We start from the raw sequence: 12,839 nt of genomic DNA, 5'->3' as shown, positions 1-12,839 counted from the left end.
ACGTTCCGCGCTTTCATGGCGATCATATGACGAAAGCCACGGTGGCCACCTCCGCAGCGCTCGCCGGGATCGAGCCGGAGGCCTTCGCGGAGTACCGTGACGCCGCGGCGTCCATCCTCGCCGACCTGCGGCTGACGAAAGGGGGCGACCAGATGCGGTTGTGGCCGCACGGCGCGGTGCTCGCGCTGCTGGTGCTGGCCGGGGTAGCGCTGGTCCTGCTGTCGCGCCGCCGCCGTCCGGCGGACCCGCAACGGACGCAGGAGGCCCTCGACGCGGTCGCCGCCGGCCGTCCGCTGACCCGGGACCAGCTGATCGCCTTCGGTGTGCACGCGGCGCTGAACGCGGTCGAGCGCCGCGGTGTGGTCGCGGCGGTGCTGCCCGGGGACCGCTACGAGGTGACGTTCCCCGACGGCAGCCGGCTGCCCGCGTTGCGCAGCACCCGCATGTGGCGCTACCGCCGCAAGGTCGTGCTCGGCGACGCGGTGCGGGTCACGGTCTCGCCGGGCGACGTGTGCATCATCCATCAACGGCTGAGCGCGCCGTACGGGCCGGCCTAGGGTTCGACCCGATCGAACCGCCGGAACCGGGCGGCATCGGCCGGCCCGAGCGGCAGGTAGGCGGCCCATGATCTCCCGATCCCCGATCCGGGGAACAGGCGCAGGATCAGGCAAAGGTTCGAGACTTCTGGGCGAGGCAGACCCGGCGAACTCGCATAGTGTTCATCACCAGTGTGAAACGCCTGTTGCCCACTCCTCCGGACACCATGGGGCCGCCGCGCAGCGCCGTCGTCACGGCGCACCCGGAGGCCGGCCGGCATGAGGAACCCGGGATCTGACCTGTGGGCTTCGAGCAGCTGGTGAGAGGACCGCGATGACCGATGACACGCGCAGTGAGATCGCACTGCGAGTCAACGATGTGCCGCACCGACTGGCGGTCGACAACCGCAGGACGCTGCTCGACGCGCTGCGGGACGACTTGAGCCTCACCGGCACGAAGAAGGGATGCGATCATGGACAGTGTGGCGCGTGCACCGTCCTGATCGACGGGCGGCGAGTGGTCTCCTGCCTCACCCTGGCCGTCGCCGCCGACGGCGCAGCCGTCACGACCATCGAGGGCCTGGCCGGCGACGGCGAGCTGCGCCCGATCCAGGAGGCCTTCGTCCGCCTCGACGGATTCCAGTGCGGATTCTGCACGCCGGGACAGATCTGCTCCGCGGTCGGGATGCTCGCCGAACACGCGGCCGGCTGGCCCAGCGCGGTCACCCGTGACGGCTCGCCGCAACGGAAGCCGGAACTGACCGAAGAGGAGATCCGCGAGCGGATGAGCGGCAACCTGTGCCGCTGCAGCGCGTACCCGTCGATCGTGCGGGCGATCCTCGAGGCCTCCGCCCGTGCGGCGGTGGCCGGATGAGAGCGTTCGCCTATGCGCGGACCACGCAGGTCCGCGATGCCCTGAACCTCGTGGCCCAGCACGACGGCGCGCGGTTCCTCGCCGGCGGCACCAACCTCGTCGACCTCATGAAAGCCGGCGTCGAGTCGCCCGCCCGGCTCGTCGACATCCGAAGCCTCGCGCTGCACGAGATCGATGGGACGCCGGACGGCGGGCTGGTGATCGGTGCGACCGCCACCAACAGTGCGGTCGCCGCCGACGCGCAGGTGCGCAGCCGGTATCCGGCGCTGAGCCAGGCGATCCTGGCCGGGGCCTCGGGCCAATTGCGCAACATGGCAACCGTCGGGGGCAACCTGCTGCAGCGCACCCGCTGCGCCTACTTCGCCGATCCGTCGGAGCCGTGCAACAAGCGGGTTCCCGGCAGCGGATGCTCCGCGTTCAACGGGTCGAACCACAACCACGCGATCCTCGACTGGACGGAGCACTGCGTGGCGACGCACCCGTCGGACATGGCGGTGCCGCTGACCGCCTTCGATGCGGTGGTGCGATACGAGACGCTGGACGGCATCGGGACGATCCCGCTGTCGGAGTTCTATCTTCCGGTGGGCGACCGCCCGGACCGGGAGACCGCCCTGCCCGACGGGGCCCTGATCACGGCGGTGGAGGTGCCGGCGGCTGCGGTCGCCCGCAGGTCGCGCTACCGCAAGGTCCGCGAGCGCGCGTCGTACGCGTTCGCCACGGTGTCCCTGGCCGCGGCCCTCGACGTCGAGCACGGCGTGGTGCGCGACGTGCGGCTGGCCCTCGGCGGCGTGGCGGCGCGGCCGTGGCGGGCGCGACTGGCCGAGTCCGCGCTGCGCGGCGGTCCGGCCACGGCCGAGCGGATCAGCGCGGCCGCCGACGTCGAGTTCGCCGCCGCCGAGCCGCTGCGCGACAACGCCTACAAGGTGACCCTGGCCCGCAACCTGATCGAAGCGGTGCTGACCGAGCTCGCGGCGGATGCCGGAGAGGAGCGCAACGGATGAACCCCGACTGGATGACGGCTGCCGTGGGCGAATCGCGCCCCCGGGTCGAAGGCCGCCTCAAGGTGACCGGCTCCGCCCCGTACGTCGCGGACCTGGCGGTGCCCGGCCTGGCGCACGGCTGGATGGTCACGGCCACCGTGTCACGCGGGCGGATCCGCGACATCGACGCCACCGACACGCTCGCCCACCCGGGTGTCCTGGGAGTGCTGGACCACCGCACCGCGCGGCGCCTCAACCCCGACGTCGGCCAGCACTTCGGCCCCGACCGCAGTCTCCCGATGCTGCAGGACGACGTCATCGCGTACGCCGGCCGGCCCGTCGCGCTGGTGGTGGCGGAAACACCGGAGCAGGCCCGCGCCGCAGCGGCCAGGCTGCGGGTGACGTACGACACCGAGCCCCACGACCTCGCGTTCTCGATGCACCACCCCGCCGTACGCCCCGCGTCCACCCTGTTCGGCCCGGAGGCCGACATCGGCGACCTGGAGGGCGAGCTTGCGGCGTCGGCAGTGGTGGTGGACGAGGTCTACCGCACGCCGGAAGAGCACCACGGCGCCATGGAACCGCATGTGGCGACCGCCTGGTGGGAGGACGGCCAGCTCCACGCGCTGGACTCCAACCAGGGGCCGTTCGGCGTCTCCCAGGTGATGGCCGCGCTGTTCGGCATCGACCGGGAGCGGGTGCATATCCGCGCCGAGCACGTCGGCGGCGGCTTCGGCGGCAAGACCATCTGCGGGGCGCAGATCATCCTGGCGGCGCTGGCCGCCGAGCATTTCGAGCGGCCGGTGCGCGTCGCGTTCACCCGTCGGCAGGTGTTCCTGGCCACCGGGTCGCGGCCGCCGACCGAACAGCGCGTCCGGATCGGCGCCGACGCCGAGGGGCGGCTCCGAGCCGTCCACCACCACGCGGCGTTCGCGCTGTCGCCCCTCGCCGAGTACATCGAGTGGTGCACCGAGCAGGCCCGGACGCTCTATGCGGCACCCGCGATCCGCACGGAGCTCAGCGCGGTACCCCTCAACATCCTGCCGCCGTGCTCCATGCGCGGACCCGGCGCGACTCCCGGTTCGTTCGCCTTCGAGTCGGCCGTCGACGAGGTCGCCGAACGGCTGCAGCTCGACCCGCTGCACCTGCGGCTGCTGAACCAGCCGTCGGTGAGCCCGGTGTCCGGCCGTCCGTTCAGCACCCGCCGCCTGGTCACCTGCCTGCGGGAAGGCGCCCGCCGGTTCGGCTGGGCCCAGCGCGACCCTCGTCCCCGGGTCCGCAGGGAGGGCAACCTGCTCGTCGGCACCGGCGTTGCCGCCGTCGCGTTCATCGCCGGGGTCTTCCCGTCCTCGGCAACGATCACCGCGGAGACCGACGGGACGTTCTCCGTCAGGGTCGGCGCCACCGACATCGGCACCGGGGCACGTACCGTGCTGATCGCCGTGGCCGCGGACGCCCTCGGTGTGGGCACCGAGCGGATCCGCCTGCACCTCGGCGACAGCGACCTCGGCATGGCGGCCGGAGCCGGCGGATCCCGCGGCACGACGTCGTGGGCGTTCGCGGTCACCGAGACCGCGAAGGCGCTGCGCGAGCGGCTGCCCGGCTCCACCACGCCGGTCACCGCCACGGTGGACACGACACCGCTGATCAATTGGCAGCCGGACGAGGAGCGATACACCTACAGTGCCGTGTTCGCCGAGGTCACCGTCGACCCGGCGACCGGGGAGGTACGCGTGCGCCGGCTGCTCGGCATGTTCGCCGTAGGCCGCGTGATCAATCCGCTGCTGGCCCGCAGCCAGTTGATCGGCGGCATGATCGGCGGCCTGTCGATGGCGCTGCACGAGGAGGCCGTTCGCGACCCGATCACCGGCCGCCTCGTCACCGCCGACTTCGCCGGCTACCACATCGCCGCCCACGCCGACGTGCCGGACATCGAGGCCGACTTCGTGGCCGACTACGAGCCCCAGGATCCGTCCGGGTTCAACGGCCTCGGTGAGATCGGCACGGCCGGCACCGGTGCGGCGATCGCCAACGCGGTGTGGCACGCCACCGGCATCCGGCAGCGGACATTGCCGATCGGCCTCGGCCGGGCCATCGAGCCCGCGGCGGCCCGCGACCGCCCGGAAGCCGTCAGCGCCGCGTAACGTCCGGCACGTACCGAGCCCAGCCGGGTCCCGGCCGGGCGTGACCGGGCCTCGCTGATCATGATCTGCTTCTAGGATGCGTTCATGAGGCGAGCGGCACACGTCGCTGTAGCAGGTTCCGTCGTGCCGTGTTCCCGAGCCGACGAGACCACCCCCGACGAGAAGGTTCTCAGCCCGTGACCGATGTTCAGCCCGTCCCCGTGCCACGCAAGACGCTCACCCACGCCAACTGCGTGGTCTCGACCCCGCTCGGGTACCGCCCGCTGCACCTCGACCTGCACGTGCCGCCAGGCGACGGCCCGTTTCCGGTCGTGCTGTGGATTCACGGCGGCGGTTGGATGACCGGCAGCCGGGTGTGGACCGTGGATCAGCAGTTCCACGAGCGGATGGTGGCCCGAGGTTACGCCGTCGCCGACGTCGACTACCGGCTGGCGCTGGAGGCCACCTACCCCGCCCAGCAGGCCGACATCGACGCGGCCGTCCACTGGCTGCGTCACCACGCCTCGGCGTTGCGGATCGATCCGGGCCGCTTCGCTGTGCTGGGTGAATCAGCCGGCGGCCAGCTCGCGGCGGTCGCCGGCCTCACCGGTGCCGCTGAGACCGCGATCCAGGCCGTCATCCTCTGGTACGGCCCGGCCGACCTGTCCAACCTGCGCAACCAGGACGACCCGTTCACGTTTCCGGCGATCCTGCTCGGCGGGCCGCTGGCCGAGCGCACGGCCCTCGCGCGGCTCGCGAGCCCCCTGCACAACATCCACCCGGATGCCCCGCCGTTCCTGCTCATCCACGGTACCGAGGACGAGACCGTCCCGTTCGCCGAGGCGCTCGGCTTCGCCGCGGCGCTGCGAGCACAGGGCGTGCGGTGTGACGTGCTGCCCGTCGAGGGCGCGGGCCACGTCTTCGCCGGCGCCTCCGTCGAGGTCGGCACCCTCACCGAGGCCGGCGCCGACTTCCTCGACGACGTCCTCGGCCGCGGCGCGATCTAGTGCCGCGTCAGGCTACGTTCGCCCTCTCTACGATGCGGCGTAGACGTGGATTGTTGGTGTTGCGGTTTCGCCAGGCTATGTAGCGGCGGATCATGCCGGCTTGCTCGGTGTGGCTGCTGTGGTCGGTGCCGTCGAGGGTGAAGTACCGCAGCGCGGTGAACTGTGCCTCGATGCGGTTCAACCACGAGGAATTCGTTGGTGTGTAAGCGATCTCGACGTTGTTGGCCGCCGCCCAGTCACCCACTGAGGCGTCCGTCTTGGTGGTCAGGTGCGGGCTGTAGTTGTCACAGACGATCGCCATCCGCACGTGCGGCGGATACAGCGAGCGTAGGTAGCGGCAGTACTCCAGGAAGTGTGCCCGCTTCTTGCGTTTCTTGACATGCCCGTACATGACGTTGCGGCCCAGGTCGAGGGCGGCGAACAGGTGCCGCACGCCGTGCGGGCGGGTGTAGGTGGCCCGCCGGCGCGGCCTGGGATCACGGTCGGGGTCCTTGTGCCGGCCGCCTCGTTCGGCCCACTGCCGGCCGGGGTGCGGTTGCAGGTTCAGCGGCCCGAACTCGTCCATGCTGAATACCACGCTGGGCTCGCCGGGTTCGGGGATGACCTCGCCGTCGGCGATGGCGTACAGGTGCTCCACCCGGGCCTTTTTCGCCGCGTAGTCGGGATCCCGGGAGTGTTTCCAGGTCTTTATCCGTTGAAAGGACACCCCCTCGGCGCGCAGGATCTCCCGCAGCCCCTCGATGCTGATGTCGTCAACCACCCCCTCGGCGACCAGGAAGTCGGCCAGTTTGGCCAGGCTCCAGGTCGAGAACGGCAGGCCGTGCTCGACCGGCCTGGACTTGGCGATCTTCTTCATCTCCCGTCGCTGGGGCAGGGTGAACGTCGGTGACCGCCCACCGCGGTAACGGGGGTAGAGCGAGTCGAACCCGTCAGCGTTGAAGTTGTGGATCACATCCCGGACCCGGTCCGGGCTGGTGAAGCTCACCTCGGCGATCCGGACCGGGTCCATGCCCTGCGCCGAGAGCAGGATCATCTGTGCCCGCCGCCAGGTCACCACCGACCCGGTCCCGCGACGCACGATCCGCAGCAACCGACGTCCTTCGTCATCGTCAATCTCACGCACGCGTACCGGTCCGGCCACGCTGCACAGCCTCAACTGACCACGACCGCTGATGTGGGATCCCAGCCGGAGTGTCGATCAGAACGAGGCGAACGTGACCAGATGCGGCACTAGGTCGCACCGCTGTCGGACGCCACCGAACCGGCCGCCCGGACGGATTCGGTACGCACGGGCGGTTCGGAGTCGTGATCGCGTGGCGGGGAAAGCACTGGACGGGACGATGCTCGGGCTTGTAGCTTGCAGTTGACCGCGACACCGTCCGAGGAGGTGAGACCCATGAACGCTGTATCGATGTGGGTGCTCCCCCTTCCCGTCACGGTCGGGCGATTGACGTAGGTGTCGCCGGGAGCGCCTCGCCACCAAGGCACTCCCGAAAGGCCACACCTATGGACTCTTCGCAGTTCACCGCGCCCCTCATGTTCGACGTGATCATCGCCGGGTGCGGGCCGACCGGCGCGATGCTGGCCGCCGAGCTGCGGCTGCACGACGTGCGGGTGCTCGTCCTGGAGAAGGAAACCGAGCCCGTGTCGTTCGTCCGCATCGTCGGTCTGCATATTCGCAGCATCGAGCTGATGGCCATGCGCGGCCTGCTGGAGCGCATGCTCGAACGTGGAAGGCGGCGTCCGGCCGCCGGCTTCTTCGCCGCCATCAACAAACCCGCGCCCGCGGGCCTGGATTCCGCGCACGCCTATCTGCTGGGCATCCCGCAGCCGGTCATCGTCCACCTGCTCGAAGAACATGCGATCGAACTGGGTGCGCAGGTCCGGCGCGGTTGTGCGGTGGTCGATCTCGAGCAGGACGACGAGGGCGTGACCGTCGAGCTGGCCGACGGGGAACGGCTGCGTTCGCGCTATCTCGTCGGCTGTGACGGCGGGCGCAGTGCGGTGCGCAAACGGCTCGGCGTCGGCTTCCCCGGCGAGCCCTCGCGGACCGAGACGCTGATGGGCGAGCTGGAAGTGGGTGTACCGCAGGAGGAGATCGCCGCCAAGGTCGCCGAAATCGCCCAGACCGACAGGCGGTTCAGCCTCAGGCCCTTCGGCGAACGGGTGTATCAGGTCATCGTCCCCGCCGCGGGAGTCAGCGACCGTGCGGTACCGCCCACCCTCGAGGATTTCAGACACCGGTTGCGCACCATCGCCGGAACCGATTTCGGCGTGCACTCCCCGCGCTGGTTGTCCCGCTTCGGGGATGCCACACGGCTAGCCGAGCGGTATCGGGTCGGGCGGGTGCTGCTGGCCGGCGATGCGGCACACATCCATCCACCCATCGGCGGACAGGGTCTCAACCTGGGCGTTCAGGACGCATGCAACCTCGGCTGGAAACTGGCCGCACAGATCCGCGGCTGGGCGCCGGACACACTGCTGGACACCTACCAGGCCGAACGTCATCCGGTCGCCGAGGACGTGCTGGACAACACCCGCGCGCAGATGGAGCTGCTGTCCACCGAACCGGGCCCGCAGGCCGTGCGCAGGCTGCTCACCGAGCTGATGGACTTCGACGAGGTGAACCGCTATCTGATCGAAAAGATCACCGCGATCGGCATCCGCTACGACTTCGGCGCAGGCCCCGACCTGCTCGGCCGCCGCCTGCCCGACATCGACGTGAAACAGGGCCACCTCTACGGCCTGCTGCATCGCGGCCGCGGCCTGCTGCTGGACCGCACCGAACGCCTGACCGTCGGCGGCTGGTCGGACCGGGTCGACTACCTCGCGGATCCCACTGCGGCACTGGATGTTCCGTGCGTCCTGCTACGCCCCGACGGCCACGTCGCCTGGATCGGCGACGATCAGCAGGACCTGGACGATCAGCTCTCCCGCTGGTTCGGCAAGCCCGCCGACGGGACGGTGCGGGAGCGCTGACCGGCGGCGAGCGGAGGCTCAACCAGCGCGGCAGGCTTCCCGGCCGGGTTCAACCGGCTGTGCGGCGGGGCCGGGCGCGGCAGCGGGACGCTTCCACGGCGGCCACCGCGGCGGCCATCGTGGGTGGCACCTGGGGATCCAGGACGTCGGGGAGCAGGCGGTGCGGACCGAGCGCGTCCTCGCTGACGAGACCGGCGAGGACGTCGGTCGCGGCGAGCAGGATGTCGGTGGTGACTCGCGGTGCTCCGGCGTCGAGCAGGCCGCGCAGGATGCCCGGGAAGGCGAGCAGATCGGTGATGTGGTTCGGGTGGCCGGGGCGGTCGGTGGCGGTGATCGCGGTCGCCCCGGCCGGCGGTTCGGGGCCGGAGAGGGCGAACACGACCGGTGGTTGCGCCATCGTCGCCAGCAGCTGCTGATCCAGCCGCGCGGCAGGGCTGAGGTCGACGACGGCGTCGGCGCCGGCGAGGGCCTGCGCCTGCGGGCCGTGCAGCCGGCGTGGATTGGTCTGCTGGGCCAGCCACGCCGTCTGCGCCGGCAGGTCGCGCAGCTGCGGGCCGAGGATGCCGTGCGGGGTGCAGACCGTCACGTCGCTGACGCCGGCGTGCAGCAGCAGCCGGGTGACCGCGCCGGCGGTCACGCCGGTGCCCAGGATGACGACGCGGGCGGTGCTCATGTGCTTGTCCGCGACGCGCAATGCGTTGCGCAGCCCGGCGAGGACGACAACCGGGAGGCCGTGCTGCTCGTCGTGGAACACCGGGATGTCCAGCGCGAGCCGCAGCCGGCGCTCGATGTCGGAGCACACGGGGGAGGCGATGCCGGTCAGGATGATCGCCCCGAAGGTCGGGGCGATCGCCCGCACCGCCGCGACGGTGCCATCGGCGTCGCGGGCGAGGCCCATGTCGAGGCAGATCGGCACCGCGTCGATGCCGGCGAGCCGCGCGCACAGCGCCGCCTTGGCCTCCAGCGACGGCAGCGCGGCCGTCGGCCCGAGGTCGCCGAGGCCGGGCACGGCACTGCCGTCGCTGATCACCGCGACGCGATTCGAGCGGCCGGTCAGCTCGGAGGCGGTGCCGGGGTCGGCGGCGATGGTGGCCGCGAGGCGAGCCGCGCCGCGTGTGTACAGCAGCGCGAGGTCCTCGGCCGCGCGGAACGCCGGCCGCGGCCGCACCTCGATCGGCCCGCCCGCCGACATCGCCCGCAGCCGATCCGTGCAGGCGACGACCCGGCCGTCGAGGCTCGCCGCGCGGCGCAGGCGGTGCAGCGCCGCCTCGTCGCCGACCTGGACCAGCAGTTGCCGCCGGCCCGGCAGGTCGCCGGTGCCGTCGTGGCGCACGGCAGCCACACCCCACCCGGGCTCGAGGAAGTCCAGCGACGACACTGCCTCGTCCTGGGTGTCGGCGCGGACGGTGAGCACCATGGCGAACGCCGGGTTGCCACCCGGGCGTTGCTGGCCACCGGTCGACGCCTTCATCAATTGCAGAGTTTATCAAGTCTTCGAGTCGCTGCGCCCCATCGACGCCGGAGGCCGGCTGCTCCGGCGCCGCTAGATGTCGATCGTGGACTCGATGCGCTTCAGGTGGTGGCGGGCAAGGGCCAGGTTGGCGCGTGACTTCGCCAGCACCAGGTAGAGGAACAGGCCGCGCACCGACCGCCCGGAGAGCGGGCGGATGAGGTGGTACTGGTCGTTCAGCGTGACCAGGATGTCCTCGATCGCCTCGTCGATGCCGAGCATCTCCATCGTGCGGAGCTTGGCCCGGATGACGTCCGAGTTCCCGGCCGCCGCGACGGTGAGGTCGAAGTCGCGGCTGCCGCCGGCGGTGCCGAGGGCCATGCCGCTGTTGTAGTCGACGAGCGCGGCACCGACGGCACCGTCGATCTGCATGGCGTCCTTCAGTGCGACATCCATCTCTGGCATGGCAGCGCCCTTCGGTCCGGAAGCGGCGTCGTGTACGCCGTGCGGCAGAGCATTGCCGGTGCACCGCGCTGCCAGTCGCACACCGTGTCCGTCCAGGGCCGGCGGGCAGGAGAAATATTTGGTACCGCGGCCGCCGACATGACGATGTTTGCAACTCGTGAACCATTCACAGTCGGTCGCCCGTCGGCTGGTCGGACGGCGCCCCGCTGGTGCTGGCTCCCAGGAGCGCCCGGGCGTGTGCGATGGCCGCCGGGGTGTCGGGGAAGCGGGCCAGCCGGTCCGCGACGCCGAGTGCGGTGAGCACCTGGTCGTGGTGCGGGGCGATGCCGGACAGCAGGACGGTGATGCCGCGGCGGCGCAGCCGGGAGATGGCGTCGCCGAGCACGTGCGCGCCGGTCGCGTCGACGGTCGTGACCCGCGACATGCGCAGGATGACGACCCGGACGTCGGCGACCTCGGAGAGCTCGAGCAGGAAGTGGTGGGCGGCGGCGAAGAAGAGCGGCCCGTCGAGCCGGTAGGCGACGATGTGCTCGCTCAGCAGCTGATGCTCCTCGTCGCTGTGGTCGGTGGTGTCGAGCGGGACCTGTTCCAGCCGTGCGGTGCGGGCCACGGCCCGCAGCGCGAGCACGACGGCGACGCCGAGCCCGACCGCGACCGCGGTGACGAGGTCCACGGCGACGGTGACCGCGAAGGTGAGGGCGAGCACGAGCGCGTCGCCACGGGTCGAGCGGGCGAGCGCGAGCAGTGCGCTGGCCTCGACCATGCGGACGGTGGTGGCGAGGAGGACCCCGGCGAGTGCGGCCAGGGGGATGCCGGAGACGAGCTGCGCGGCGACGAGGATGATCGCGGCCAGGACGGCGGCGTGGGAGAGCGCGGCGAGCTTCGAGCCGGCGCCGGCCCGGACGTTGACGGCCGTGCGCGCGATGGCCGCGGTGGCCGGGATCCCGCCGAAGATCGGGGTGACGAGGTTGGCCAGGCCCTGGCCGAACAGTTCGCGGTCGGGGTCGTGGTGCTGGTCGACGCTCATCGCGTCGGCGACGGTGGCGCAGAGCAGGCTCTCCAGCGCGGCGAGGGCGGCCACGGCCAGCGCGGAGGGCGCCAGGCGGGCGATTGCGTGCGGATCGAGGAAGTCCAGGGACGGGGCGGGCAAGCCGGCCGGCAGCGCCCCGATGCGGGCCACGTCGAGGTGCAGCGTCGTGGCGAGGATCGTCGCCGCGGCGACGGCGATGAGCGAGAACGGCAGTTGCGGGCGCCAGCGGCCGCCGAGCAGCATCGCCGCGGCGACGCCGAGCGCCATCAGCAGGGGGGCCGGCGCAGGGTCGGCGGTGAAGCGCACCACGGCGTCGGCGGCCAGCGCCCACACCTTCTCGCCGTGCGCGTCGGCGATCCCGAGCGCGGCGGGCACCTGCTGCAGCGCGATCACCACGGCGATCCCGGCGGTGAACCCTTCGATCACCGGGGTCGGCAGGTACCGCACGTACCGGCCGAAGCGGGCCAGCGCGAGCACCAGCAGCACGACGCCGGCCATCGCCCCGACCATGAGTACACCGGTCGGCCCGAAGGTGGCGACAACCGGTACCAGAACGACGGTCATCGCGCCGGTCGGCCCGGACACCTGCAGGTTCGAGCCGCCGAAGACCGCGGCCACCGCCCCGGCGACGACAGCGGTGACGAGACCCGCCCGTGCCCCGAGCCCGGAGGAGGCGCCGAAGGCGAGGGCGAGCGGCAGCGCCACCACGGCGACGGTGACACCCGCCATCAGGTCGCGTCGCGGGTTGCGGCGCGCCGCCGTCCAGTCCGACCGCTGGGGCAGCAGGCCGGTCACCCGGGCGGTGGTACTGCGGACAGCCGTCGTGCGGATCGCCATGCCGCCACCTCCGTCGAACGCCCCGCGCAACTGTCGGAAGACTTTATCAGTTGATAAAGTCTTCAAGTCGGGGCTCCCGGACCCGGGCCGGCAGGGGCTGCTCGTCGCCCGTTCCCGGGGCCGGCGAGGGGGCATTCGGGCCGGATGGTGATCGCCGTGCTCGCCGTCGGCCGACTGCTAACCTTGCGCGAGAGGCCGGGTGGAGGTGACCGCAGACATGTCCGTGCCCTTGTATCAGGCGAAGGCGGAAATGTTCCGCACCCTTGGCCACCCCGTGCGGATCCGCGTGCTGGAGCTGCTGCAGGACGGCCCCCGGCCGGTCCGTGACCTGCTCGCCGAGATCGAGGTCGAGGCGTCGAACCTCTCTCAGCAACTGGCGGTCCTGCGCCGCGCCGGCATCGTCACGTCCTACCGTGACGGCCCCCTGGTGATGTATGCCCTGAGCACCCCGGACGTCGCCGACCTGCTCGCAGCCGGACGAAGAATCCTCAAGTCCCTGCTCACCGACCGCGACGGCCTGCTCGTCGAACTCCGCACCCACAGCGAGTAGCCGGCCGC

The 12,839-nt window shown here is 71.5% G+C and carries 11 protein-coding genes; 7 read left to right on the top strand and 4 right to left on the bottom strand.

What is annotated here, in order from left to right; all coding sequences use genetic code 11:
• Positions 1 to 26: 26 nt before the first annotated feature.
• The 5 genes from IEZ31_RS14620 (at position 27) to IEZ31_RS14600 (ending at position 5,520) form a co-directional block, all read left to right on the top strand.
• Positions 27 to 557, top strand: a complete 531-nt coding sequence (locus IEZ31_RS14620) for a S1 domain-containing protein (RefSeq protein ID WP_190250374.1) — start codon at positions 27 to 29, stop codon at positions 555 to 557.
• Positions 558 to 870: 313 nt separating this feature from the next.
• Positions 871 to 1,410 (top strand): (2Fe-2S)-binding protein, encoded by a 540-nt coding sequence (locus IEZ31_RS14615; RefSeq protein WP_190250373.1) that lies wholly within the window; start codon positions 871 to 873, stop codon positions 1,408 to 1,410.
• Entirely contained in the window at positions 1,407 to 2,411 is a 1,005-nt protein-coding gene (locus IEZ31_RS14610; RefSeq protein ID WP_190250372.1) for an FAD binding domain-containing protein, read from the top strand. Before IEZ31_RS14615 ends, IEZ31_RS14610 begins: the two co-directional genes overlap by 4 nt.
• Positions 2,408 to 4,534, top strand: a complete 2,127-nt coding sequence (locus IEZ31_RS14605; RefSeq protein ID WP_229835014.1) for a xanthine dehydrogenase family protein molybdopterin-binding subunit — start codon at positions 2,408 to 2,410, stop codon at positions 4,532 to 4,534. The genes IEZ31_RS14610 and IEZ31_RS14605 overlap by 4 nt, the downstream gene beginning before the upstream one ends.
• Before the next feature lie 176 nt (positions 4,535 to 4,710).
• On the top strand, positions 4,711 to 5,520 hold the full coding sequence (locus tag IEZ31_RS14600; protein WP_190250371.1) for an alpha/beta hydrolase: 810 nt from the start codon (positions 4,711 to 4,713) through the stop codon (positions 5,518 to 5,520).
• A gap of 7 nt (positions 5,521 to 5,527) precedes the next feature.
• On the opposite strand, the gene IEZ31_RS14595 is transcribed toward IEZ31_RS14600, so the two are convergent.
• On the bottom strand, positions 5,528 to 6,661 hold the full coding sequence (locus tag IEZ31_RS14595; protein WP_190250370.1) for an IS630 family transposase: 1,134 nt from the start codon (positions 6,659 to 6,661) through the stop codon (positions 5,528 to 5,530).
• A 395-nt stretch (positions 6,662 to 7,056) separates the two neighbouring features.
• Here IEZ31_RS14595 and rox point away from each other — a divergent pair, with 395 nt between their 5' ends.
• Positions 7,057 to 8,499 (top strand): rifampin monooxygenase, encoded by a 1,443-nt coding sequence (gene rox / locus IEZ31_RS14590; protein WP_190250369.1) that lies wholly within the window; start codon positions 7,057 to 7,059, stop codon positions 8,497 to 8,499.
• Between the two features lie 49 nt (positions 8,500 to 8,548).
• Here the strand turns inward: rox and IEZ31_RS14585 are convergent, their stop codons facing one another.
• The 3 genes from IEZ31_RS14585 to IEZ31_RS14575 all read right to left on the bottom strand — a co-directional run bounded on the left by IEZ31_RS14585 (position 8,549) and on the right by IEZ31_RS14575 (position 12,281).
• The gene (locus IEZ31_RS14585) at positions 8,549 to 9,970 is read right to left on the bottom strand and encodes an NAD(P)-dependent malic enzyme (RefSeq protein WP_190250368.1); all 1,422 of its coding nucleotides are present in this window, start codon (positions 9,968 to 9,970) and stop codon (positions 8,549 to 8,551) included.
• A gap of 72 nt (positions 9,971 to 10,042) precedes the next feature.
• Entirely contained in the window at positions 10,043 to 10,414 is a 372-nt protein-coding gene (locus IEZ31_RS14580; RefSeq protein ID WP_190250367.1) for a roadblock/LC7 domain-containing protein, read from the bottom strand.
• Between the two features lie 166 nt (positions 10,415 to 10,580).
• On the bottom strand, positions 10,581 to 12,281 hold the full coding sequence (locus IEZ31_RS14575; protein ID WP_190250366.1) for a SulP family inorganic anion transporter: 1,701 nt from the start codon (positions 12,279 to 12,281) through the stop codon (positions 10,581 to 10,583).
• A 217-nt stretch (positions 12,282 to 12,498) separates the two neighbouring features.
• Between IEZ31_RS14575 and IEZ31_RS14570 the strand changes: the two genes are divergently transcribed.
• Positions 12,499 to 12,831: an ArsR/SmtB family transcription factor gene (locus tag IEZ31_RS14570; RefSeq protein WP_190250365.1), complete on the top strand. Its 333-nt coding sequence runs from the start codon at positions 12,499 to 12,501 to the stop codon at positions 12,829 to 12,831.
• The last annotated feature ends 8 nt before the right edge of the window (positions 12,832 to 12,839 follow it).

The sequence above is a fragment of the Dactylosporangium sucinum genome (assembly GCF_014647515.1).
GTDB classification, from domain to species: domain Bacteria; phylum Actinomycetota; class Actinomycetes; order Mycobacteriales; family Micromonosporaceae; genus Dactylosporangium; species Dactylosporangium sucinum.
This window is presented reverse-complemented; position numbering and strand designations above follow the sequence as displayed.

Bases quoted from the DNA above. Each gene is read 5' to 3' on its own strand.
- IEZ31_RS14570 (WP_190250365.1), top strand. From the start codon at position 12,499: ATGTCCGTGCCCTTGTATCAGGCGAAGGCGGAAATGTTCCGCACCCTT.
- IEZ31_RS14605 (WP_229835014.1), top strand. From the start codon at position 2,408: ATGAACCCCGACTGGATGACGGCTGCCGTGGGCGAATCGCGCCCCCGG.
- IEZ31_RS14610 (WP_190250372.1), top strand. From the start codon at position 1,407: ATGAGAGCGTTCGCCTATGCGCGGACCACGCAGGTCCGCGATGCCCTG.
- rox (WP_190250369.1), top strand. From the start codon at position 7,057: ATGTTCGACGTGATCATCGCCGGGTGCGGGCCGACCGGCGCGATGCTG.
- IEZ31_RS14615 (WP_190250373.1), top strand. From the start codon at position 871: ATGACCGATGACACGCGCAGTGAGATCGCACTGCGAGTCAACGATGTG.
- IEZ31_RS14585 (WP_190250368.1), bottom strand. From the start codon at position 9,970: ATGAAGGCGTCGACCGGTGGCCAGCAACGCCCGGGTGGCAACCCGGCG.
- IEZ31_RS14620 (WP_190250374.1), top strand. From the start codon at position 27: ATGACGAAAGCCACGGTGGCCACCTCCGCAGCGCTCGCCGGGATCGAG.
- IEZ31_RS14580 (WP_190250367.1), bottom strand. From the start codon at position 10,414: ATGCCAGAGATGGATGTCGCACTGAAGGACGCCATGCAGATCGACGGT.
- IEZ31_RS14575 (WP_190250366.1), bottom strand. From the start codon at position 12,281: ATGGCGATCCGCACGACGGCTGTCCGCAGTACCACCGCCCGGGTGACC.